24 protein-coding genes are annotated in these 21,216 nt (G+C 65.7%); 9 read left to right on the forward strand and 15 right to left on the reverse strand.

Annotation, left to right across the window (positions count from 1 at the left end):
• Positions 1–90: 90 nt before the first annotated feature.
• Positions 91–1,596, reverse strand: coding sequence for an Hvo_1808 family surface protein (locus tag LIX00_RS08825; protein ID WP_227352827.1), 1,506 nt, complete (start codon positions 1,594–1,596; stop codon positions 91–93).
• Between the two features lie 121 nt (positions 1,597–1,717).
• Between LIX00_RS08825 and LIX00_RS08830 the strand changes: the two genes are divergently transcribed.
• The gene (locus tag LIX00_RS08830) at positions 1,718–2,290 is read left to right on the forward strand and encodes a cysteine hydrolase family protein (protein ID WP_227352828.1); all 573 of its coding nucleotides are present in this window, start codon (positions 1,718–1,720) and stop codon (positions 2,288–2,290) included.
• Positions 2,291–2,402: 112 nt separating this feature from the next.
• On the opposite strand, the gene LIX00_RS08835 is transcribed toward LIX00_RS08830, so the two are convergent.
• Positions 2,403–3,287 carry a DUF8155 domain-containing protein gene (locus LIX00_RS08835; protein ID WP_227352829.1) on the reverse strand — a complete coding sequence of 295 codons (885 nt, stop codon included), beginning with the start codon at positions 3,285–3,287 and terminating at the stop codon, positions 2,403–2,405.
• Positions 3,288–3,340: 53 nt separating this feature from the next.
• Between LIX00_RS08835 and LIX00_RS08840 the strand changes: the two genes are divergently transcribed.
• Together LIX00_RS08840 and LIX00_RS08845 are read left to right on the forward strand one after the other, a co-directional pair.
• Positions 3,341–4,084, forward strand: coding sequence for a lipoate--protein ligase family protein (locus LIX00_RS08840; RefSeq protein ID WP_227352830.1), 744 nt, complete (start codon positions 3,341–3,343; stop codon positions 4,082–4,084).
• Positions 4,085–4,109: 25 nt separating this feature from the next.
• On the forward strand, positions 4,110–5,381 hold the full coding sequence (locus tag LIX00_RS08845) for a dihydroorotase (RefSeq protein ID WP_227352831.1): 1,272 nt from the start codon (positions 4,110–4,112) through the stop codon (positions 5,379–5,381).
• Between the two features lie 10 nt (positions 5,382–5,391).
• Here LIX00_RS08845 and LIX00_RS08850 read toward each other — a convergent pair whose 3' ends face one another.
• Positions 5,392–6,315, reverse strand: a complete 924-nt coding sequence (locus LIX00_RS08850; RefSeq protein WP_227352832.1) for a ring-cleaving dioxygenase — start codon at positions 6,313–6,315, stop codon at positions 5,392–5,394.
• A gap of 8 nt (positions 6,316–6,323) precedes the next feature.
• Positions 6,324–6,473 (reverse strand): hypothetical protein, encoded by a 150-nt coding sequence (locus tag LIX00_RS08855; RefSeq protein WP_227352833.1) that lies wholly within the window; start codon positions 6,471–6,473, stop codon positions 6,324–6,326.
• Here LIX00_RS08855 and LIX00_RS08860 point away from each other — a divergent pair.
• On the forward strand, positions 6,472–7,182 hold the full coding sequence (locus tag LIX00_RS08860) for a sugar phosphate nucleotidyltransferase (RefSeq protein WP_227352834.1): 711 nt from the start codon (positions 6,472–6,474) through the stop codon (positions 7,180–7,182). The two genes, LIX00_RS08855 and LIX00_RS08860, sit on opposite strands and share 2 nt — an antisense overlap.
• A 154-nt stretch (positions 7,183–7,336) precedes the next feature.
• Here the strand turns inward: LIX00_RS08860 and LIX00_RS08865 are convergent, their stop codons facing one another.
• The 8 genes from LIX00_RS08865 to LIX00_RS08910 all read right to left on the reverse strand — a co-directional run bounded on the left by LIX00_RS08865 (position 7,337) and on the right by LIX00_RS08910 (position 15,332).
• The gene (locus LIX00_RS08865) at positions 7,337–7,555 is read right to left on the reverse strand and encodes a hypothetical protein (protein ID WP_227352835.1); all 219 of its coding nucleotides are present in this window, start codon (positions 7,553–7,555) and stop codon (positions 7,337–7,339) included.
• 40 nt (positions 7,556–7,595) lie between these two features.
• Entirely contained in the window at positions 7,596–7,952 is a 357-nt protein-coding gene (locus LIX00_RS08870) for a DUF7268 family protein (RefSeq protein ID WP_227352836.1), read from the reverse strand.
• Positions 7,952–8,926 carry an ABC transporter permease gene (locus tag LIX00_RS08875; protein WP_227352837.1) on the reverse strand — a complete coding sequence of 325 codons (975 nt, stop codon included), beginning with the start codon at positions 8,924–8,926 and terminating at the stop codon, positions 7,952–7,954. Before LIX00_RS08875 ends, LIX00_RS08870 begins: the two co-directional genes overlap by 1 nt.
• Positions 8,923–9,936: an ABC transporter permease gene (locus LIX00_RS08880; protein WP_227355683.1), complete on the reverse strand. Its 1,014-nt coding sequence runs from the start codon at positions 9,934–9,936 to the stop codon at positions 8,923–8,925. The genes LIX00_RS08875 and LIX00_RS08880 overlap by 4 nt, the downstream gene beginning before the upstream one ends.
• A 46-nt stretch (positions 9,937–9,982) precedes the next feature.
• Positions 9,983–11,614 carry an ABC transporter substrate-binding protein gene (locus LIX00_RS08885; protein ID WP_227352838.1) on the reverse strand — a complete coding sequence of 544 codons (1,632 nt, stop codon included), beginning with the start codon at positions 11,612–11,614 and terminating at the stop codon, positions 9,983–9,985.
• A 125-nt stretch (positions 11,615–11,739) separates the two neighbouring features.
• Complete coding sequence (locus tag LIX00_RS25950) at positions 11,740–14,367, reverse strand: ABC transporter ATP-binding protein (RefSeq protein WP_255679255.1); 2,628 nt, start codon at positions 14,365–14,367, stop codon at positions 11,740–11,742.
• 78 nt (positions 14,368–14,445) lie between these two features.
• Positions 14,446–14,967 (reverse strand): GNAT family N-acetyltransferase, encoded by a 522-nt coding sequence (locus LIX00_RS08905; RefSeq protein WP_227352839.1) that lies wholly within the window; start codon positions 14,965–14,967, stop codon positions 14,446–14,448.
• Positions 14,964–15,332 (reverse strand): universal stress protein, encoded by a 369-nt coding sequence (locus tag LIX00_RS08910; RefSeq protein WP_227352840.1) that lies wholly within the window; start codon positions 15,330–15,332, stop codon positions 14,964–14,966. The genes LIX00_RS08905 and LIX00_RS08910 overlap by 4 nt, the downstream gene beginning before the upstream one ends.
• 76 nt (positions 15,333–15,408) lie before the next feature.
• Here LIX00_RS08910 and LIX00_RS08915 point away from each other — a divergent pair, with 76 nt between their 5' ends.
• Positions 15,409–16,146, forward strand: a complete 738-nt coding sequence (locus LIX00_RS08915) for a DUF5806 family protein (protein WP_227352841.1) — start codon at positions 15,409–15,411, stop codon at positions 16,144–16,146.
• Here the strand turns inward: LIX00_RS08915 and LIX00_RS08920 are convergent, their stop codons facing one another.
• Both LIX00_RS08920 and LIX00_RS08925 read right to left on the reverse strand, forming a co-directional pair.
• Positions 16,147–16,671, reverse strand: a complete 525-nt coding sequence (locus tag LIX00_RS08920; protein WP_227352842.1) for a DUF7529 family protein — start codon at positions 16,669–16,671, stop codon at positions 16,147–16,149.
• Positions 16,672–16,753: 82 nt separating this feature from the next.
• Positions 16,754–17,503 (reverse strand): DNA polymerase sliding clamp, encoded by a 750-nt coding sequence (locus LIX00_RS08925; RefSeq protein WP_438267071.1) that lies wholly within the window; start codon positions 17,501–17,503, stop codon positions 16,754–16,756.
• A gap of 169 nt (positions 17,504–17,672) precedes the next feature.
• On the opposite strand from LIX00_RS08925, the gene LIX00_RS08930 reads away from it, so the two are divergent.
• Positions 17,673–18,239: a DUF8102 family protein gene (locus LIX00_RS08930; RefSeq protein ID WP_227352844.1), complete on the forward strand. Its 567-nt coding sequence runs from the start codon at positions 17,673–17,675 to the stop codon at positions 18,237–18,239.
• Positions 18,240–18,268: 29 nt separating this feature from the next.
• Here the strand turns inward: LIX00_RS08930 and LIX00_RS08935 are convergent, their stop codons facing one another.
• Positions 18,269–18,724, reverse strand: coding sequence for a universal stress protein (locus LIX00_RS08935; protein ID WP_227352845.1), 456 nt, complete (start codon positions 18,722–18,724; stop codon positions 18,269–18,271).
• 264 nt (positions 18,725–18,988) lie between these two features.
• On the opposite strand from LIX00_RS08935, the gene LIX00_RS08940 reads away from it, so the two are divergent.
• From LIX00_RS08940 to LIX00_RS08950, 3 genes are read left to right on the forward strand one after another with little or no spacing between them, the layout of a single operon-like run.
• Positions 18,989–19,423 (forward strand): universal stress protein, encoded by a 435-nt coding sequence (locus tag LIX00_RS08940; protein WP_227352846.1) that lies wholly within the window; start codon positions 18,989–18,991, stop codon positions 19,421–19,423.
• A 35-nt stretch (positions 19,424–19,458) separates the two neighbouring features.
• Positions 19,459–20,370 (forward strand): ABC transporter ATP-binding protein, encoded by a 912-nt coding sequence (locus LIX00_RS08945; protein WP_227352847.1) that lies wholly within the window; start codon positions 19,459–19,461, stop codon positions 20,368–20,370.
• Positions 20,367–21,176, forward strand: a complete 810-nt coding sequence (locus LIX00_RS08950; RefSeq protein ID WP_227352848.1) for an ABC transporter permease subunit — start codon at positions 20,367–20,369, stop codon at positions 21,174–21,176. Before LIX00_RS08945 ends, LIX00_RS08950 begins: the two co-directional genes overlap by 4 nt.
• Positions 21,177–21,216 lie beyond the last annotated feature (40 nt).

The following is a 21,216-nucleotide window of genomic DNA, read 5'->3' on the forward strand; positions in this document are numbered from 1 at the left end:
CTGTCGTTCATGTGTAGAGGGTTCTCGTAGGAGAGCGAAAAAGCACCGGATTCGTCGAGCGAGAAAGCGGTCGAAACCCCGACCGCCGAGTCAGGCCTTCGGCGCCGCGCCGCTCCGCACGTCCGAGAGGTCGGAGACGGTGGGCGCGTTCACGATGACGACGGTGTTGCCCCGCTGTTGGACGTAGAAGGCGTCGCCGAAGCCGGTCTTCGTCGGCATCGTCCACGTGTTCCGTCGGCCGTCGACTCGCTTCGCCTTCCGGTATTTCAGCAGTTTCTCGTAGGCCGCGACGAACTCCTTGGCGTCTTTCTTCGAGTCCCACTTCGTCTTGAAGACGTAGCCGGTCTCGTTCCGCTTCGCGTTGTCGTTCGTGTAGACGACTATCTTGTCGCCGTCCCAGCCCTCGGTGGGTTTACTTCGGTAGTTTAGCGGGTCGAACTCGTCGAGACTCCGGCCGTTCCCCTTCGTGTTGAAGAACTGCTGGGCCGGGATGATCTGGGTGTTCCCCTGACTCTCGTAGTAGGGGTACATGAACATCGTGAAGAGGCCCGCTTCGCCGACTTCGCCGAAGTTCGGGCGGCCCTTCGGCTTCAGGCGCTTCCAACCGTTGCTCGTCCTGTCTCGCACCGTGACTTGGGCGGGTCTGTCGCTCCGATACTTCTTCGGGTGGATGACCTGCTCGGTGCTGGCGGGCGGGTTCTCGTAGAGGGCGTTGACGCCCTTCCAACCCCGATTTTCTCGTATCTGCTTCACGAACGGCGGTCCGTCGCTGTACGGTTGGTACTTGAGCAGGTACGGGCCGATGTTGGCGAGTTGGCCGCCGCCGACGTTCTGGCTTTTGTTCGGCGTGAGGCAGGTGCCTTTCCACTGGTTTTGACAGCGCTGTTTGTAGAGGTACTGGAGGTAGTTGCTGTCGCCTTCGATGAGGCCGTCGATGGCGTTGTGGCGTTCACGAGTGGACTGGTCGTAGGACCCGATGCCGAACTTCTGATCCTGTAGCGCGTGGAGCAGTTCGTGACCGAGCGTGAGTTCGTCCATCTTCGGCGCACCGTTGTTGCTCGAGATAACCACGATGGACTTCTTTTTCGGGCTGTAGTAGCCACCGACGGACGTCCCGGAGTTTTTGCTCTGCACGGCGACGGAGTCGGTCGATTCGCCGATCATCATCAGCGACTCGAACTTCACGTTGTCGAACAGTTGGCGCTTCGCGGGCGTCGTCTGGTTCGCCTGCTGCTTGCGGAACTGCTCGCGCGAGATGACCTTCACCGGAACCGGCTTCTCGAACTCCAGTTTCCGTATCTTCTCGACGCGAGCCATCGACCGGTTGACCACGGCGTCCATCTCGGAATCGTTCAGACCGTCGCCCCGAGTGACGTTGACAGTCTCGTTGTACCAGTAGCCGTTCTCCCAGCCGAGCACGTCGGAGTTCGGGTCGGGCGGATGAACGACCTCGGTCGGGCCGGACGCCGGGGCTCCGGGCGTCTGCGACGTTCCTGTTGTGCCGGGGTTGCTCGTCGTATCGCCCACGCCGGGAGCCTGCGAACAGCCGGCCAACACGAGCATCAGAGCGACCGCGACGACGGTTATTGTGCGCATTCCTGTGGACGACAACAGGAACTACTGTGTAAAAAAGGTCGTGAAAGAAGAGCGGAACGTTACGTACGATGCGTCGACGGCCTACGAAACCGTTTCCTACGAACCGACCGTAGCGTCGGACATGAACTTCGACCCCGATTCGACCGCCGTCGTCGTCGTCGACATGCAGAACGGCTTCTGCCACCCGGACGGGAGCCTCTACGCGCCGGGAAGCGAGGACGTCATCGAACCGATTCGTGACCTTCTCTCACGCGCACGCGAGGCCGGCGCGTCGGTGGTGTTCACCCGCGACGTTCACCCGCCGGAACAGTTCGAGGACAACCACTACTACGACGAGTTCGAGCGCTGGGGCGAGCACGTCGTGGAAGGGACGTGGGAGACGGAGATAGTGGACGGCCTCGACGTGCGCGAGGACGACCACGTCGTGACGAAACACACCTACGACGCCTTCTATCGGACCGACCTCGAAGGCTACCTCGACGCCCACGGTATCAAGAATCTGCTCTTCTGCGGGACGCTGGCGAACGTCTGCGTCCTCCACACCGCCGGGAGCGCCGGACTGCGCGATTTCAAACCGGTCATCGTGGAGGACGCCGTGGGCTACATCGAAGAGGGTCACAAGGAGTACGCCGTCGAGCACTCCGCGTGGTTGTTCGGCGAGGGCGTCGAGTTGGACGACGTGGAGTTCGAGTGAAGGGAGAGGAGTCCGGACTTGCGAAGGTTTATCCCCGAAGACGGGGCCAGAGCCGCCACGATGTGAGAACGACGAAACGGCGAAATCGCGCGGTAGTTAGCCCAATCCCGACTCAGCGCACGCTCACGGAGAGCGAGTCGCCGACCCGGAACTCGTGGCCCGGACAGACGAGTTTCGCGCCGAACTGGTCGCGCGAGACGAACAGCGAGAGGCCGGTGATTCGAACGCCGTTCGCCAGAATCTCCACGTCGTCCCACGTCACGGTTCGCCCGTCGACGCGGCCGACAGGCGAACCCGCGAGCGAGACGCGATCGCCGTCGGGCGAACGACTGCCCTCCGCGGATAGCGCGCCGCCGCCTTCGTAGTGCGGAAGTCCGCCATCCAGCACGACGGATTCACCGCCGGCGACGCCCGCGATGCCGGCGAATCGCTCGCCGGGCGCCGGATGAGTTGGCGAGTCCAGCACGACGAAGGTATCGGCGGTTGCGACCACGCGGCCGGAGCCGTCCCACGCGAGCGGTTCGACCTCGACCGGGAGGTCGATGGGAAGCGACCCCGATGCGCGCAGGGGGTTCGCGTCGCGCTCCCGAAGGCCGAGGTGGATGTGGTTCGACACCCACGGCGCGAAGAAGCCCGAGCGAACCAACTCGCCGAGCGGGTCGCCGACTTCCACCCGGTCTCCGGGTTCGACGCTCGGGTCGACGTGGAGCATCCGGGCGAGGTGCTCGCCGGTGTCGACCACGACGAGGTGGTCGCGGGCCACGGCGTAGGGTTTCGGCGGTGCCGTCACCGACCGCACCGCGACCACCTCGCCGGCGACGGGACTCGGCGCGCTCGTCTCCCGAGTCGCTTCGCTCCCCGCCCGACTCTCCGGCGGTCGCCCCGCGCTCCCCGGGTAGAGGTCGATGGCGCACCCCTCGTCGTGCGCGACGTACGGCGAGTTGTAGAGCGAAAAGCGCGGATAGCGCGAGAGCACGTCCGGCGGAAGTCCGACCATGTGTCTACTCCAGACCGCGAGCGTTTACATACGTCGGGTTACAATGGGGTGCTATGCGCGTGCTGCGTGGTCGGGCCGAGACGCGAGAGGGTGACGGAGAGGTCACAGCCGCGATGCTCTCGGAGACGGCTGAAACCGGCGAACCGGCGGTTCGGGTCTGGACGCCGCACAGGCAGGTCGCCTTCGGGCGGCGAGACGCGCGAGCCGAGGACTTCGAGGTGGCGAAGTCGGTCGCTCGGGCGTGCGGATTCGAACCGGTCGAACGGAGCGTCGGCGGGCGCGCGGTCGCCTACACCGGGACGACGGTCGCCTTCGCTCGCACGACACCGCTCGAAGACATGCGAACCGGGATGGAAGAGCGGTACGCCGAGGTGACCGAGGCGGTTCAACGCGCCTTCTGGCGGCTCGGCGTCCCGGCCCAGCGCGGCGAACCGCCGCGGTCGTTCTGCCCCGGCAACTACTCGCTCCAGTGGAAGGGGAAACTCGCGGGCGTCGCCCAGCGCGTTCGAACCGGGGCGGCGCTCGTCTCCGGCGTCATCGTGGTGGACGACCACGGGGAGATCGCGGGCGTGCTCGACCCGATATACGCCGCCCTCGACGTACCGTTCGACCCGGATTCGGTCGGCAGTATCGCCAAGGTGGGAGGAGACGCCGACCCCGGCCTCGTGGTCGAGACGGTCGAGGAGTTGCTGGTCGGCGACGCGGACCCCGCGGTCGAGCGGGTCGAGGCGAACGCGCGAGACGAACGGGCCGAACCCAACGCGCGGGCCGAACACGTCGGCGACCGAGACACTTAGGACGCTCGCGGAGACACTGGCCGATATGCTCACTATCCGGAACGCGACGCTCGCCGACGGGAGCAAACGCGACGTTCGCATCGACACCGACGCGGGGCGAATCGCCGCGGTCGGGTCATCGCTCACGGAGTCCGGCGAGGTCATCGACGCCGCGGGGAAACTCCTCCTACCGGGAGCCATCGACGCCCACGTCCACTTCCGCCAGCCCGGATTTCCGCACAAGGAGACGTGGGAGACGGGCAGCAGGAGCGCCGCCGCGGGCGGCGTGACGACTGTCGTCGACCAACCGAACACGAACCCGCCGACCGTCGACGGCGAGTCGTTCGACGCGAAATCGGACCTGGCCGCCGACTCCTACGTCGATTACGGTATCAACGGCGGCGTCACGCCCGACTGGAAGCCGAGAGAGCTGTTCGACCGACCCGTTCTCGCGCTCGGCGAGGTGTTCCTCGCCGATTCGACGGGGAAGATGGGCATCGAAGAGGACCTGTTCCGCTCCGCGGTGGAACGCGCCGCGGACGACTACCTCGTCGTGACGGTACACGCCGAGAACGCCGAGCTATTCGACCCGGACGCGAAATCGCGCGACGACCCGGACGCGTGGAGCGCGTACCGCACGGCGGAGGCCGAAGTCGACGCCGTCGAGCGCGCCTGCGAAATCGGGGAGGAACTCGGGGCACGGCTCCACGTCGCCCACACCAGCACGCCCGAGGGGATCGACGCGGCCCGCGATGCCGGGGCGACGTGCGAGGTGACGCCCCACCACATGTTCCTCTCGCGCGACCACCTCGAAGAACTCGGGACGTTCGGTCGGATGAACCCGCCGCTTCGGAGCGAGGAGCGACGAGAAGGAGTTTTCGCTCGCGTGGCGAACGGGACGGTCGACGTGATCGCGACCGACCACGCGCCGCACACCCGCGAGGAGAAGGACGCGAGCATCTGGGACGCGCCGAGCGGCGTCCCCGGCGTCGAGACGATGCTCCCGCTCCTGCTGGAGCAGGCCCGTAAGGGCAATCTGAGCTACGACCGCGTGGCCGACCTCACCGCCCGCAACCCCTCGGAGGTGTTCGGCCTACCGCGGAAGGGTCGCATCGAGGAGGGCCGGATGGCCGACCTCGTTCTGGTCGACCCCGACGAGACCCGCGAAATTCGGGGCGACGACCTCCACTCGAAGTGCGGTTGGACGCCGTTCGAGGGGTGGGTCGGCGTCTTCCCCGAGTTGACGATGGTGCGCGGGAACGTCGTCTTCGAGGACGGCGAATTCGGCGACCCGGTCGGCGAGAACGTCCGGGGCTGATTCGGCGACGCTACGGCAGGTCGGGGAGCCCCGCTTCGATTTCGTCCCGCCTGCCTTCCAACCACTCGGGTAACACCAGTCGCTCGCCGAGTTCGTCGATATCCTCGTCGACCGTGTAGCCCGGCGACTTCGTGGCGAACTCGAAGAGGACGCCGCCGTCTGTGCGAGCGTAGACCGACTTGAACCACTTGCGGTCGATGATCTCCGTCGGCCTGATACCCCGCTCGATGAGGGCGTCTCGCCACTCGGCTTGGTCGGACTCCGTCACTTGGAACGCCACGTGGTGGACGGTGCCTGCGCCGGGGCGTCCGCGGGGTGCCTGCGGGTCTTCGAGGATATCGACGACGTACCCCAAGTCGCCGTCGGATTCGTGGCGGTGGCGGTCGCGCTCGCGGTCGGTTTCGCCGAACCCCATCGTCTCGAGGAGGTTCGCGGTGGGCTCCGCGGACGTGAGCGAGAGCGTCACGCCGAAGAAGCCGCGAATCGCGCGTCGCTCGGGAACCGGTCCGTCCGGCGGGTCGCCGTCGGGCGCGTCCGCGCGAGCCACCAGTTCGAGCGGGAGTCCGTCCGGGTCGCGAAACGGGAGGACGGTGTCGCCGAACCGTTCGAAGGGGTCGGCGGCGTCGACGTCGGCGTCGGCGAGTCGGTCGACCCAGTAGTCGACCGATCCCTCCGGAATCAGGAACGCGACCGCGCTGACCTGACCGGTGCCGACCTGTCCGGGGCGGGCGGACGGGTACGGGAAGAACGTCATGCTCGTTCCGGGGCTCCCGCCGCGGTCGCCGTAGAAGAGGTGATAGACCGACACGTCGTCTTGGTTCACGCTCCGTTTTACCAGCCTCAGACCGAGCGTTCGCGTGTAGAACGAGAGGTTCCGACTCGGGTCGCTGCCGATGGCCGTGACGTGGTGGATTCCGGGGATGTCGTCCGGCATGGGTAAAACTACCCCTCGAACACGGAATAACCCTGCGGGCCGGGCGGTATTCGGTCGGTTCGCGCCGCGAGCGCATCGGCGCGACCGCATCGGTCGTGACGGGGTTCGAGTCGATTCTCCGCAAGTTCGAAGCGGTTTCGGACGCGATGGAGACCCATGCAAGCAGTCGTCCTCGCCGCCGGAGAGGGAACGCGCCTCCGACCGCTGACCGAAGACAAGCCGAAAGCGTTGGTCGAAGTGGCCGGTGAGCCGATTCTCACGCGCTGTTTCGAGACGCTGGTCGACCTCGACGCGGAGGAGTTGATCGTCGTGGTGGGCTACCGGGGGGAGCAGATTCGGGAATGCTACGGGGAGTCGTTCGCCGGGGTGCCGATAACGTACGCGCGACAGGACGAACGGTTGGGGATGGCGCACGCGCTCCTTCGGGCCGAACCGCACGTTCGGGGCGATTTTATGTGTCTCGACGGGGACTGCGTGATTCGGGCCGACCTCCGACCGCTGGTCGAACGTCAGCGCGAAGACGGGGTTGACGCGGTGCAACACGCCGAGGAAGTCCCGTCCGAGGCGGCGCGCTCGAAGGCGATCTGCGACGTGGCGGAGGACGGCGAACTGCTCGGTATCGAGAAGGAACCCGACGACCCGCCGGAACCGAGCCTCGTCGCGGCGGGATTCGCCGTCTACGGTCCCGGAATCTTCGACGCGTGCGCGGACACCGAACTCTCGGAGCGAGGCGAGTACGAACTCGCGGAGTCGCTCCGGCGGTTCGCGGACGACCACGCGGTGGTGGCGATGACGGCGGACGGCTGGTCGACGAACGTCAACACGCCCGAGGAACGGGCGGCGGCGGAGCGGCGACTGCGTCGGTGATGCACCCGAGTCGTTCGGTCGCTACGGTTACCGGCCTGCGCATCGTGGCTCGATTCGATCCGCCGGGAGGGACGAGCGCGGCGGTCGCCGACCGCACGGCGATCGGTTCGCGTCGCACCTCTAGCCGACGGTAAAACCGTCGCCGACACCGCCGTTACGGGAGGAAGAGCGACGCGAGCACCAGCACTAGTCCGACGAGTAGACACACCAGTCCGTAGACCTGATAGCGCGCGACACCGAACTCGCCGAAGTCGCGGGACGGAACGACCGAAACGGACTGCCTGACGGTGAATATTTCCCGAGGTCTTGTCACCGCCGTGACGCCGATTCCGGCGAGTAGAAGCCCCGCGAGCGTCGATTCGAAAACGACCATACCACTCCCAACTATGATAAATGGCCAAAAATCTTACGGCTCAATATGACGCACGCAAGACAAGCGTCATCGCGCTCGCGCCGACCATCCCGCCGGCGCCGAGACTGCCGACGACCGTCATCGCGCGCCGGGAGTCGGCCTCCGTCCAGTTCGAGTTCGTGTCGAGATACTCTTGTGCGTTCTCGACGGTCCGACCCGCGAACACCGACCCCGACCAGCCGAGCAGGGCGAACCCGAACGCGAGCGTGCTCACGGCGAACGCCTTTCGACTGGCGAAGGCAAGCGACTCGCCCGCCGCGACCGCGAGCAGGACGCCGGCACCGCCGAGGACGATTCCGTAGCGTCCGAACCGCCAGACGAGACGAACGCGGGGACGCAGATAGCCGGACGGGATCATCAGTCGACGGCTTCGCGCATCCGCGGGTCGAGCGCGTCGCGCATCCCGTCGCCGAGCAGGTTGAAACCTAACACCGTCACGGCGAGGAACAGGCCGGGGAAGAACGACCACCACCAGATACCGGTGAGGAGGCCATTTCTGACCCCGTTCGAGAGCATCAGCCCCCACGACGGCGTCCCGACGCTCGCGCCGACGCCGAGGAACGACAGCGCCGCGATGTCGATGATGGCCAGTCCGAAGTTGAGCGTGCTCTGGACGGTGATGGGCGCGAGCGAGTTCGGGAGGATGTGTCGCAGGAGGATGCGCGGATCCTTGGCCCCGAGCGCGACCGTCGCGTCGATGTACTCGTCTTCGAGCACCTTCAGCGCCGCGCCGCGGACGACGCGGGCGAACCGCGGCGTGTAGACGAGCATCAGAGCGACGACCGCGCGCCAGATACCCCACCCGTTCGGGAAGATGGCGACCAGCGCGAGCGCCAGCAGCAGGGCGGGGAACGCGAGCAGCACGTCCATCGTCCGCATGATGACGTTGTCGGTGAGGTCGCCGTAGTAGGCGGCGAGCGTTCCGAAGCCGACGCCGAGTATCGTGGACGCGCCGACCGTGATGGTGCCGTACTTCAGCGCGATCCACGCGCCGTACATCGTCCGGAGGAAGACGTTTCGGGAGAGGCCGTCGGTCCCGAACGGGTACGGTCCGCAGGAGAACGCCGATAGCAGCGCGGGGACGAACGCCCGGTGACCGCACGGCGGTGCCAGCGAGGGATTCGACCCCAGATTCGAGGACGTGAGTCGGGCGAAGTTGAGATTCGTTCGGGCGTACACGGCGATCACCAGCATCAGGACGATGATGGAGAGGCCGACGACTGCGAGCCGATTCGACAGGAGTTCTGAGAGGAACGGCGACGCCCGGAGGCGTTCGACGATGCCCCGGTTCGGCGCTACGTCCTCGCGTTCGGTTTCGGTTTCTGCGCTCATTGTTCGATCCTCGGGTCGAGGTAGGAGTAGGTGATGTCGACGCCCAGGTTCACCAGCGTGAACAGGAACGCGAACATCAGCACGGTGCCCTGAACCACGGGGTAGTCGCCGACTCGAATCGCGTCGACCAGCAGCAATCCGATGCCGGAGATGCCGAACACCGTCTCGGTGAGCACCGCCCCGCCGAGCAGCGTGCCGAACTGGATGCCGATGACGGTCACGACCGGAATCAGCGCGTTCCGGAATCCGTGTTTCATCGTGGTTATCTTCTCGCCCTGCCCCTTCGCGCGGGCGGTTCTCATGTAGTCCTGTCGGACGATCTCCAGCATCGACGAGCGCATCATCCGCGAGATGAGCGCCATCTGGTAGATTCCGAGGACGAGACACGGTAACAGCAGGTGACGCGCCGCCGAGCGGAACGCGGCGAGGTCCGCGTTGAGCAGCGCGTCGACGGTGATGAGACCCGTGAATCGCTCGACCGAGTACGCGGTGGCGATGCGCCCGCTCGTCGGGAGGATCCCGAGCATCTGGGCGAACAGCAGGATGAGCAGCGGACCGCTCCAGAAGATGGGGACGCTGATGCCGGTCAGCGCGCCGACACGGGTCAGGTGGTCGGTCAGCGTGTTCTGTTTGACCGCGCTGAGCACGCCGAGCGGAATCCCGAGGAGGATGCCGAAGAACTGGCCGTAGATGGCCATCTCCATCGTGACGGGGAGTTTATCGGCCAACACCTTTGTGACGTCCGTTCCCTTCCGAATCTGGTAGGACTGGCCGAAGTCGAGTTGCGCCGCGTCGAATAGGAATCGACCGTACTGCACCCAAATCGGGTCGTCGAGCCCGAGCTCGTGCTCTATCTGTCGGACGAACTCCTCCGACGCCCGCTGCCCGGCGATAACGCGGGCCGGATTCCCCGGAGACAGGTGGAGAATCGCGAAGACGAACGTCGCGACTCCCAGCAGAACCGGGACGAGCAACAGGAGTCGTTTGAGCACAAACCGCTTGCTAATCATCATCTAAGCGCATGAAAGGGGCCACTAAAAAAGATGCGTTCGCCGTCTACAGTTCGACCTGCGTGAGGAACGGTCCGCTGATCGGCGCGATGGTGAAGTTCTTCACGTCCTTGTGGACGCCGCGAAGGACCTCGGTGTGGGTCACGAACACCCACGGCGCTTCGTCGTGGGCTATCTGGCCGGCCTGCTTGTAGAACTCCTTGCGCTTGGCGTCGTCGGAGGTCTTCTGGCCCTTGTCGGTGAGGTTCATGAACTTCTCGTTCGCCCACGCCGCGTAGTTGCCCGTGTTCGTCATCTTGTCCCAACTCATCCAGTCCTTGCCGGACGGCGAGGGGGACTGCGGGTGGAGCAGCGGGTAGTAGAAGTTGTCCGGATCGCCGTTGTCGGACATCCAGCCGATGAAACAGGCGTCGTGTTTGCCGCTGCCGATGTAGTTCAGGTGCGGGTCCCACGACTGCTTCTTGATGGTCACGTCGATGTTGACCTTGGCGAGGTCGGATTTGACCGCGTTCGCGGTCTGACTGGGCGACGGGAAGTACGGGCGCGGGTTGGTCATCGTCGCCAGTTCGAACTTGAATCCGTCCTTGTAGCCCGCCTCTTCGAGCAGTTTCTTGGCCTTGTCCGGGTCGTGCGGGTACGGGTCGAGGCTCTCGTTGTATCCCATGACGCCCGGCGGAAGCGGGTGGCTGGCCTGCGTCGCCATCCCCTTGTATATGTTCTCGACGATGGCCTTCGTGTTGATGGCGTAGTTGATTGCCTGTCGAACCTTCTTACTGCGGAACTCCTTCTTGCGGGCCATGTTCATCGGCATGTAGCCGATGTTCATCCCTTCCGTCTTCTCCAGTTTCGCGCCGCTGCCGTTCTTGACCTGCTTCGCGGCCTGCACGCCCAGTCCGTCCACGATGTGGGTCTCGCCGCTGACGAGCGACGACGCGCGCGTGGAGTTCTCGGTTATCGCCTCGAAGACGACGCCGCCGAGTTTCGGCCCGTCGCCCCAGTACTCCTTGTTGGCCGTCAGTCGAATCACGCCGTTTCCGGTGTTCCACTTCTCGAACGAGAACGGACCGGTGCCGACCGGGTCGCTCTTTATCTTACCGGCGTCGTTCTCGATCTGCTTCTTCGAGAGCACGGCGAGCGCGAATACAGCGAGGTTGGCGAGGAACGGCGCGTACTTCTGCTTGAGATCGATGGTCAGCTTGTGCTTTCCGTCCTTCTTGACGTTCTTGACCTTGCTGAGGAGGTACGGACCGTAGACAGACTGGTTCTCGTCGCCGATGAAGTGCTTGTAGTCCGAGTCGACGAACCGGCGGTAGGTGGCGACGAAGTCGTCCGCGGTGAACGACTCGCCGTCGTGGAACTTCGCGTCCTTTCGGAGCGTGAGTTTCGCCTGTTTACCCTGGAGCGAGAACTCCTTCGCCAGTCCCTGCTGGAGGCTGGTTCCGCCGGACTTGAAGTGGATGAGGCGGTCGAATATCTGGTTCAGCACCTTCGCGTCTTCGCCGCTGGTCGTCGCCTGCGGGTCGAGCGTCTGCGAGTCCTGCCCGCGGGAGTAGGTGAGGGTCTTTCCGCCGTTACCGCCTCCGCCGCCGCCGCCGAGACAACCGGCCGTGACCGTCGTCGCCGCCGCCGCCGCACCGCCGGCGGCTTTGAGGAAACTTCGTCTATCGTGTGATACCATAAACCACTGTGCTCACAAGGGCTATAAAAACATACCGAACATTTGTTAGAACAGTTCTAAGTAAAAAATCGACTCGCTGCGGTGATTCCCTCCGGTCGAAATCGGCGGGATAGAAACGGTCGCCGCTACTTCGGTTGGTCGTAGAGGTGGCAGGCCGCCGGGTGCGCCGAGTCCTGCAGGACCGGATTTATCCGCTCGCAAACGCTGGCGAACTCGTCGCGTAGGAGCGACTCGGCTCCCTTCCAGTCGCCCTCCGCGAGGCGGTCGAACGACCGCTCGACGACGGCGCGTGGTTCGCCGGTCGGTTCGGTCTCGAACAGGCGTTCCCACAGCGCGGCGCGCAACGCGTCGTCGGGCGGCGTTCCGCCGTCGGTGGCGGTCGCTTCCCGCGCCGGTGCGTCGCTCGCCGGAACCTCCTCGCGCACCGAGTCGAGGTTGATGGCGCGGTCCTCGACCCGTTCTCGGTAGTCCATCACCTCGCGGTACGCTCGCTGGTCGATGTCCATCCCCTCCGGCGGGATTATCTTCGGACAGCGGGTTCGGAACCGGCAGCCCGACGGCGGGTCGATTGGCGAAGGGACGTCGCCTTCGAGGATGATGCGGTCGTCGGTGTCGACCCGCGGGTCCGGTTCCGGAATCGCCGAGAGGAGCGCCCGCGTGTAGGGGTGTTTCGGGTCGGCGAACAGTTCGTCCGTGTCCGCGATTTCGACGATTTGGCCGAGGTACATCACCGCGATGCGGTCGGAGATGTGGCGCACCACCGAGAGGTCGTGGGCGATGAACAGGAACGTCAGCCCGAACTCGTCCTGCAGGTCTTCGAGCAGATTGATTATCTGAGCCTGCACGGACACGTCCAGCGCCGACACCGGTTCGTCGGCGACGATGAAGTCGGGGTCGACCGCCAGCGCGCGGGCGACGCCGACGCGCTGGCGCTGGCCGCCCGAAATCTCGTGGGGGTAGCGGTCGCGCTGGCCGGGTTCGAGGCCGACCGCCTCCATGAGTTCGGTCACCCGTTCGCCCCGGTTCCCCTTCGCGAGTCCGTGAATCTTCAGCGGTTCGGCGATGGTCTGCTCGACGGTCATCCGTGGGTCGAGACTGGAGAGCGGGTCCTGGAATATCATCTGCATGTCCTTTCGCCTCTCCCGGAGTTCGTCGCCGTCGAGTTCGCCGAGGTCGGTTCCGGCGAAGACCACGCGCCCGTCGGTCAACGCTTCGAGGCGGAGCAGGGAGCGACCCGCGGTCGATTTCCCGCAGCCGGATTCGCCGACGAGGCCGAGCGTCTCGCCTTCGTAGATGTCGAAGCTCACGCCGTCGACCGCCTTCACGCTCTGGTCGTCGTCCGAGAGCCACTTGTCGAGGAAGTCGTCGGCGCGCGAGTAGTGCTTTTTCAGGTCGTCCACCGCCACCAGCGTCTCGTCCGTGGCGTGGCTCTCGGTCGTGACGCTCTCGTACTCCTCGACGTACTCGCCCTCGTCGAAGTCCTCGAGGATGCACTTCGCCCGGTGGTCCACGTCCGCGGGACCGTGCTGGAGGTGCGGAATCTCGCCCTGCGTGCACTCCGGTTGCGCCCACGGGCATCGCGGCGCGAAGTGGCACCCTTCGGGCATGTCGATGAGGTCGGGGACGTTCCCCTCGATGGGCGTCAGACGCTCCTTGTCCTCGCGCGGGACGGATTCGAGTAGGGCGTAGGTGTAGGGGTGACTCGGGTTGTGGAAGATCTCGTCCACCGGCCCGACCTCCACGAGGTCGCCCGCGTACATCACGGCGACCCGGTCGCAGGTCTCGGCGACGACGCCGAGGTCGTGCGTTATCATGAAGACGGACATGCCCATCTCCTCTTGGAGGTCGTTGATGAGGTCGAGAATCTGGGCCTGGATGGTCACGTCGAGCGCGGTCGTCGGCTCGTCCGCGATGAGCAGTTTCGGGCGGCAGGCGAGCGCGATGGCGATGAGCACGCGCTGGCGCATCCCGCCGGAGAACTCGTGGGGGTACTCGTCCACGCGGGACTCGGGTTCCGAGATGCCCACCTCCTCCAGGATGTCGATGGTGTCCTGGAGGAGTTGCTCGTCGATATCGCCGCCGCCGATTTTCGGGGCGATCTCCCGCACCGCGTTCCACCAGTTGTCCTTCCGCTTCCCGTCGTACTGGTGGAGGCGCAGGCTCTCCGCGACCTGCTCGCCCACGGTGAGCGCGGGGTTGAGCGAGGTCATCGGATCCTGGAAGATCATCCCCATCTCGCCGCCGCGGATGTCCCGCATGGCCGACTCCGGCGCGGCCATCAGGTCGACGTACCCCTCCTCGATGGTGAGGAACGCCTCGTCGTTCTCCGCTCCTTCGACCGCGATTCCGTCGGGGTGCTCGCTGGCCAGTCGGGCGGCGCGTTCGGCCTCCGACAGTTCCGGATCGTCGAGGAGTTCGTCGTCGGGAGCGCGGCCCCGGTCGACGGTCGCGCCTTCGACGACGACGAAGCCGCTCCCGGCGTCGGCGGTGACGCCCGACGGGTACTTGCGGGCGAACCGGGCGACGGTTTCGACGTCGTGAAACCGCAGGTCGCCGTCGACGACCTCGCCGGGGTCGTCGATGAGCTGCATCGCCGAGAGCGCGGTGACGCTCTTACCGGAGCCGGACTCGCCGACGAGGCCGACGGTCTCACCCTCGCGGACGGTCAGGTCGAAGTCGTCCACCGCTTTGACAGTCCCTCGCTCGGTGTGGAACTGGGTTTTGAGATTCGAGATGGACAGTAAATCGGACACGATTATCCGGCTATGGTCGTCGGGTCAGCAAAAATCGTTCGATCGAGTGTAGCACGCGGCACGGAATCTCCGCGGTCGCTACAGCCGCAACACCATCTCCAGTTCGAAGCTCTCCGCGTCGGCGGTCTCGAAGCCGACGTTTCGGTAGAGGTTCACCGCGGCGCGGTTCCACCGCTCCACCGTGAGCCACACCTTCTCGACGCCCCGCTCCCGGCCGTGGCCCAACAGGGTGCGGATGAGGTGCGACCCGATACCGGCGCGCTGGTACTCCTGGTGGACGAAGATGGCGAGTTCGTACGCGTCGTTACTGCCGGGGACGAGCGTCGCGTGGCCCGCGACGCGGTCGTCGTGCCACGCGACGACGTTCAGCCCCTCGGCCAAGGTGCTCACCCAGTCGCGCACTCGCGGTTCCGTGGCCGGCGGAATCCCCTGCGCGCGGTCGGCGGGGTCGAAGTCGAGGTACATCGAGACGAGGGCTTCCTCGTCGTCCTCCTCGTAGGGGCGGATCGCTATCTCGCGTCCCTCGCGGTCGTTGAACGAGAGCGGCGGCTCGGAAAACGGGCCGGCCGGCTCGTCCGGAAAGCGACGAGGCTCGCTCATCGTACCAGTTTCACCGTGACGTGCGAGTTCAACAGGACGAACTCGGCGATGTGACCGAGTCGAATCTTCCCCATCGGACTGCGCTGGCCCCCGCCGAGGACGATCTGGTCGTACCCCTCGCTCTCCGCGATGTCGAGCAGTCGACTCCCGGGGTCGCCCGACACGTTTCGAACGGCGGCGTCGAAGTCGGCGTCCGCCAGCACCGCCTCGACCTTCTCCCCGATTTCGTCTTTCGACCGGTCGCTCTCCGGGTTGTCGAGGACGGCGACGGTCAGGTCGTCGTCCGCCGCCTTCGCGCGCGAAACCGTCCGTTCGAGCGCGGTGAAGGAGTCGTCGCTTCCGCCGATTCCCAGTAGCACCTTCATACTTCTCCCATGCCCGCCGGCTATCAAAACAGTTGGGTGCGATACGCTTTTGCGTCCCGCTCGGTAACGACGGCGTATGTCGAACGACCCCTCCTCGCCGAAATCCGAGACGGAGGACGACCGAGACGACGCACCGAGAGAGACGACCGACGCGCCGCGAGAGTCCGACGCATCCCCGGCGTCCGACGAGGTATCGCCGGAGTCAGACTCGCCGGCCGCCGCGCCGGACGACGCCGCCCCGACGCCGGGCGATTCGGACGCGTCCGACCCCGCGTCGGGCGCGCCCGAACTCCCGCCGGACGTGCAGAAGTACGCGCGATTCAAGAAAATGGACGGCGCGCGGTACGAGCGCGTCAACGAGTTCCTGCGCGACCGAACCTACGTTACCGCTCGGGAGTGGGCCATCGCTCGGCTCTGCGCCGACTTCCGAACCGAGACGGGCGTCGAGATGACGAAGATAGGGAACAACCTCCCGCACCTCGTCCCGTTCATGACCGACACCTACACCCCGCAGGCGGTCAATCAGGCGCGGTCGGCGTTCGAGGAGAAGGTTCGGAAGGCCGGCGCGACCTTCCTCTACGGCGCGATGTCGGGGTTCTTCACCGCCGAGGAGTTGGACGACGTGATGTACGAAGTGACCGAGGTGGCGAAGTTCCTGCTCGAAGTCGAGGGCGTCGACCTCTCGGTGGACGAGGAACTCGCCGCAGAAGATCGGATTTCGAGCGTCATGCGCGAGGTGCGCGAGTCGAGCGAGCAGTTGCGCCACGACGAGATGGAGTGTCCGCACTGCGGGCGCGACATCGGCGACACGTAGCTATTCTTCGGCCGTTTCGGACGATTCGTCCGCGTCCTCAGGCTCCGGCGGTCGGAACACGTTCGGGTCGTCGTGGGTGAATCGGATGCGGTCGTCGCTCAGGACCCTGATGTGGGTGCGCATCTCCCCCGCGTCCGCCGCGTCCGCCAGCATCTTCTGGCCGCCCTGCGCGTCGTAGTACGCCGGATAGCAGACCGCCGTCTCGGCGTCGCGGTCTTCCATGACGACGACGAGGAAGACGAGGCCGTCCCCGAGCGCCCGGTAGGCTTCGAAGGCGTCGAACGCGACGCCGTCGTCCAGCAGCGTCTCCAACGCTTCGAACTCGTCGTCCGGTACGAGCACGTCCAGTCCGAACTCGTCGTCCCGCTCCGTCCAAAGGGGCGTCACGTCGCCCGGATGGAGTTGCAAAACGTTCCACCCCGACTCCTCGTACTCCGCCGCCGTCGCCTCCATATCGGCGAGGACGTCCTCCCAAAACGGCATCGCTCGCTGATGCGCCGTGAAATTCGGCGTCGTCCCGTCCATACAGCGATGGGCGGCCTTCGGGGGTAAAAGGATTGTGTCATCGCGGTTTCTGCGGGCGTGAAAGCCGGGCGTCGTCGGAATTTCAGTTCGCGGCAATCCTGGGAGAGACCAGATACTCGACGGAGCCCGCGCCCCCGGCGAACGCGTAGCGAACCGCGAGGGGCAGTTCGGTTCCGAGCCGGAGGTCGAGTTCGAGATCGCGGGGCATCGCCCCCTCTATCGCCTTCAGATAATCGATGGAGAACAGCGAGCGCGCCTCCCCGGGTCTGAACTCGACGAGGTCGTCGGCCGGTAACGCGAGCGACACGTCGTCGGTGTCGCCCTCCGCCTCGACGTAGAAGGCCGCCTCCGCTTCGTCGATGCCGAACGTGACGTGGTCCGACACCATGTCCGCCGCTCGCACCGTGCGACGGATATCCTCGGCGTCGGCGGTGATACCGCCCGCGAACTCGAACTTGAAGTTCGCCCGGTCGGGCGGCGAGCGGACCGTGTCCGGGTCCAAGAGCGCGAGGGTGTACGCGAGTTCGCCGATGCGAATCTCCAGCGCGCGCGTCTCCGCGTCGAGCGCGAAGCGGACGAGTTGGTCGCGGTCGGCCATCCCAACGATATCGCCGAGTCGCGAGACGTCGACGCCGACGTGGGCGTCGCTCGCCTCGTACGCCTCGAACGCGTCGCTTTCCAACCGGAGGTCGACCGCCGCCACGGTCGCCGGGTCCATCGCGGGAATTCGCACGCCGTCGTCGTCGAAGTAGACGTGACACTCGTCGACCACCGCGTCCACGAGTTCGACGGTCGTCTGAATAGCTTCGGCGTCAACCACCGCTTCGAACAGTCGGCTCTCCGCACCGTCGGAGTCGACTTCCGGATCTGATTCGCTCATTGTTTTCCGCGTAATTTATCACGTATCTGTCTCATAAGCGTTTTGTTAACTATCCCATCAGATAACCTGAAACGGGTTACAACTATATATTCTCGGTCTACAATATAACCCGAAGCCGATTATGAAAGGAAGCGAGCGAAAGCGCGGTATTCTGAGTCGGGCGGACAGGGCGTACCTTCGCGGCGAGGCGGACCTCGCGAGCACCCAATCGGAGCGGAACGCTCGCGCGCGAATCCGCGATCGAATCCACGACTCCGTTCTCGACTTCGAACTCCTCGTCGAGTGCCTCTCGGAACGCGACCGCGAACTCGTCTTCGAGAAGCGGTTCGAGAACGCGGACGGGACCGAGGCGTTCGACGCCCTCGTGTCCGCCGTTTCATTCCTGTATCGAGCGATCGAGGACACCGGCTTGGAGTTCGAAACGGTGCTGCACGAGGGAATCAACGTGGCCGAGGCGAAAGACGACCGGGCCGCGACCGTTCGCCTCGACGTGACCTTCCAATCGCTCACCGCGGAGCAGTTGCTTCGCAAGTTAGAATCGGGCGAGACGCTGTCGCTCACCGAGATAGCGTACCTCCACGAGAGCGACGAGGTGCGGGCGGACGAGTTGGCGCGGTACTTCAGGGACGCCGAGGCGACGTCGGAGATAGACGACGGACGGATTCAGTCGAAGGTGACCAACTTCTGAACACCCTCTCGTCGTTCGGAACGGCGATATCAGACCGAAAGGACGGGTTGGCTCGCGTACAGCAGCACGTACTCCGCCGCCTTCTCCAGCACCTCACCGGGTTCGCCCGACAGCGGTTCCCGCGGGATGACGAGGAAGTCGGCGTCGATTTCGTCCGCGCAGTCGAGGACGGCGCTGCCGGGGTGTTGGAGCTTTCGCCGGGTCGAGAAGCCGTAGGCGATGGAGTTGCGCAGGACGACGCCCGCGTCGTCCGCGACGGCGCGGGCGCTCTCGATGAACGACTCGGTTTCGTCGATAACGTCGTCCTCGTCGACGGTGCCCGTCTCTATCGCCCGGGACATTCCCTCGCCGAGGACGTAGAGCGCGTGGACGTCGGCCTCGTACCGCTCGGCGACGTCGACCGCGTACTCTATCGCTCGCACCGACTCGTCGCTCCCGTCGACGGGGACGAGCACCGTGTTCACTTCGACTGGCGACTCGGTCATACCTGTGAGTGTGCGCAGACGAGCCAAAAACCTTCTCCCGCCGCTCGAACAAACCGCAATCGGAGAGATTGCGGTCTGGGTGCAACCTTGCCCCGTCGGGCGATTGATAACACACGGCACAAGGACTTAGCCGTTTGGATAGACGCAATTTAATCCTCGCGTCGAAAGATTAGAACGCGAAGCACCGCTCGCAACGAGCGGGTCGTTCGGGGTGCGACGGTCGCTCCTGAGAGTTTAAGAACGATGGGGCGAGAAAGAAGAACGATGCTAGACACCGTCGTCATCGCCACCGATGGCTCCGAGAGCGTCGTGCGCGCGGTCAGGGTCGCGCTCGACCTCGCGCGCCGGTTCGACGCCGAAGTACACGCGCTCTACGTCGTGGACGCCGGCGAAGTCGACTCCTCCCCCGAGAGGCTCCGCGAGGAACTCCACGCCGCCCTCGAATCGGAGGGGGAGGACGCGCTGGAATCGGTACGCGACCGCGCCGACCGCGACGTGGTCACCGCCGTCCGTGAGGGCGACCCCGCTGCCGAAATCCGGGAGTACGCCCGCGAACACGACGCCGACGTCGTCGCCACCGGCACCCGAGGCCGCCACGGGGAGAACCGATTCCTCATCGGCAGCGTCGCGGAACGCGTGGTCCGCACCTGCCCGACGCCCGTGCTGACGGTTCGACAACTCGAATCCGACGAGGCGTGAAGAAAGTATATATCAACCCGACGCAATTTTCCGGCATGGCCGCCATCGAATTGGACGACGTAACCAAGCGTTTTAGCGACGTCGTCGCCCTCCGCGACCTCTCGCTTCGCGTCGAAGAAGGCGAGGTGTTCGGCTTCCTCGGCCCGAACGGCGCGGGCAAATCCACGACCATCGACATCCTGCTCGACTACGTTCGCCCGACGAGCGGCACCGCCCGCGTCTTCGGACGCGACGCGCAGCGCGAGAGCCGCGCGGTTCACGAGCGACTCGGCGTCCTCCCCGACGCCTACCACGCCTACGACCACCTGACCGCCCGCCAGCACGTCGCGTTCGTCGTCGAATCCCGCGGCGCGGACGACGACCCCGACGAACTCCTCCACCGAGTCGGCATCCTCGACGCCGCCGACCGCCGGGTCGAGGGGTTCTCGAAGGGGATGCGTCAGCGCCTCGTCCTCGGGATGGCGCTCGTCGGCGACCCCGACCTGCTCGTGCTGGACGAACCGACGACGGGGCTCGACCCGAACGGCGCGCTGGCGATGCGCGAAATCATCCGCGAAGAGCGCGAGCGCGGGACGACCGTCTTCTTCTCCAGCCACATCTTGGAACAGGTCGAGGCGGTCTGCGACCGCGTCGGCATCCTCCGCGACGGCGAACTCGTCGCCGTCGACTTCATCGACGGCCTCCGCGAGACGGCCGGAGCCGGTTCGACGCTCACCGTGCGAGTGGACCGGGTTCCGTCGGACGCGCTCGACCGGGTGCGGTCGGTCGAGGGGGTCGCCTACGTCTCCGCGGACGGCTCGACCGTCACCGTCGCGTGCGCCGACCGGGCGAAGAAGGCCGCCCTCGATGCGATCGAGCGGGCGGGCGCGACCGTCGAGGATTTCGACGTCGACGAGGCGTCGCTCGAAGACCTGTTCGCCACCTACACGACGGAGGTTCCCGCGTGAACTGGCGCGTGCTGGCGAAAAAGGACGTGCTCGACGCCTACCGGAAGTGGACGCTCGGAACCCTCGTCGTCTTCTTCGTCCTCTTCTTCGGCGTCCCGACCTACCTCCGGGTGAGCAACGTTCCGGAGAGCGCGAACGTGAGCTTCTTCGGGAGCGTCGCCATCGCGGTCTTTCTCGTCCCGCTGGTCGGCCTGATGATAAGCCACGACGCCGTCGCCGGGGAGCGCGAACTGGGGAGTCTCAAACTCCTGCTCGGCCTGCCCTACACCCGACGCGACGTGGTGATGGGCGCGGCGGTCGGACGCGCGATTCTCGTCTGGGTGGCGACGCTGGCCGGCGTCCTCGCGGCCGCGATCGTCTTCCTCGCGTTCGGCGGGTCGGTGTCGCCGGTCGATCTGGTCGTCTTCCTCGCGCTCGCCCTCCTCCTCGGGGCGGCCTACACCGGGACGGGGGTCGGCATCTCGGCCGCGGTGAGGACGAAGAATCGCGCGCTGGTCGGGAGCGTCGCCTTCTTCCTCCTGACGCTGGCGGGTTGGGCCGCCATCCCGAACCTGCTCCGATACGTTTTGAACGGTTTCTCGACGCCGCGGGGGCCGCGACCCGAGTGGGCGGCGCTCCTCGACGGACTCGGTCCCGTGAACGCGTACCAGACCGCCACGAACGCCCTGCTGGAGACGGGCGGGACGTGGACACCGCCGGGCGACGCCTTATACGACACCGGTTGGTTCGCCCTCTTCGTGCTCGTCTGCTGGGCCGTGGTGCCGGCGGCGCTCGGCTACCGACGATTCCGCACGGTCGACCTCTAAGTACCGGTCGGTGCGCGAAGAGCGACGCGAGAAAAAGGGG

Origin of the sequence: Haladaptatus salinisoli (assembly GCF_020614375.1) — an archaeon.
In the GTDB taxonomy this organism is placed as follows: Archaea; Halobacteriota; Halobacteria; order Halobacteriales; family Haladaptataceae; genus Haladaptatus; species Haladaptatus salinisoli.

Coding starts and splice junctions, on each gene's coding strand:
- LIX00_RS08935 (WP_227352845.1), bottom strand. CDS start 18,724: ATGACCGAGTCGCCAGTCGAAGTGAACACGGTGCTCGTCCCCGTCGAC.
- LIX00_RS08920 (WP_227352842.1), bottom strand. CDS start 16,671: ATGGACGGGACGACGCCGAATTTCACGGCGCATCAGCGAGCGATGCCG.
- LIX00_RS08910 (WP_227352840.1), bottom strand. CDS start 15,332: ATGAAGGTGCTACTGGGAATCGGCGGAAGCGACGACTCCTTCACCGCG.
- LIX00_RS08825 (WP_227352827.1), bottom strand. CDS start 1,596: ATGCGCACAATAACCGTCGTCGCGGTCGCTCTGATGCTCGTGTTGGCC.
- LIX00_RS08845 (WP_227352831.1), top strand. CDS start 4,110: ATGCTCACTATCCGGAACGCGACGCTCGCCGACGGGAGCAAACGCGAC.
- LIX00_RS08905 (WP_227352839.1), bottom strand. CDS start 14,967: ATGAGCGAGCCTCGTCGCTTTCCGGACGAGCCGGCCGGCCCGTTTTCC.
- LIX00_RS08875 (WP_227352837.1), bottom strand. CDS start 8,926: ATGAGCGCAGAAACCGAAACCGAACGCGAGGACGTAGCGCCGAACCGG.
- LIX00_RS08830 (WP_227352828.1), top strand. CDS start 1,718: ATGAACTTCGACCCCGATTCGACCGCCGTCGTCGTCGTCGACATGCAG.
- LIX00_RS08930 (WP_227352844.1), top strand. CDS start 17,673: ATGAAAGGAAGCGAGCGAAAGCGCGGTATTCTGAGTCGGGCGGACAGG.
- LIX00_RS08855 (WP_227352833.1), bottom strand. CDS start 6,473: ATGGGTCTCCATCGCGTCCGAAACCGCTTCGAACTTGCGGAGAATCGA.
- LIX00_RS08915 (WP_227352841.1), top strand. CDS start 15,409: ATGTCGAACGACCCCTCCTCGCCGAAATCCGAGACGGAGGACGACCGA.
- LIX00_RS08870 (WP_227352836.1), bottom strand. CDS start 7,952: ATGATCCCGTCCGGCTATCTGCGTCCCCGCGTTCGTCTCGTCTGGCGG.
- LIX00_RS08940 (WP_227352846.1), top strand. CDS start 18,989: ATGCTAGACACCGTCGTCATCGCCACCGATGGCTCCGAGAGCGTCGTG.
- LIX00_RS08840 (WP_227352830.1), top strand. CDS start 3,341: ATGCGCGTGCTGCGTGGTCGGGCCGAGACGCGAGAGGGTGACGGAGAG.
- LIX00_RS08885 (WP_227352838.1), bottom strand. CDS start 11,614: ATGGTATCACACGATAGACGAAGTTTCCTCAAAGCCGCCGGCGGTGCG.
- LIX00_RS08865 (WP_227352835.1), bottom strand. CDS start 7,555: ATGGTCGTTTTCGAATCGACGCTCGCGGGGCTTCTACTCGCCGGAATC.
- LIX00_RS08880 (WP_227355683.1), bottom strand. CDS start 9,936: ATGATTAGCAAGCGGTTTGTGCTCAAACGACTCCTGTTGCTCGTCCCG.
- LIX00_RS08835 (WP_227352829.1), bottom strand. CDS start 3,287: ATGGTCGGACTTCCGCCGGACGTGCTCTCGCGCTATCCGCGCTTTTCG.
- LIX00_RS08945 (WP_227352847.1), top strand. CDS start 19,459: ATGGCCGCCATCGAATTGGACGACGTAACCAAGCGTTTTAGCGACGTC.
- LIX00_RS08860 (WP_227352834.1), top strand. CDS start 6,472: ATGCAAGCAGTCGTCCTCGCCGCCGGAGAGGGAACGCGCCTCCGACCG.
- LIX00_RS08850 (WP_227352832.1), bottom strand. CDS start 6,315: ATGCCGGACGACATCCCCGGAATCCACCACGTCACGGCCATCGGCAGC.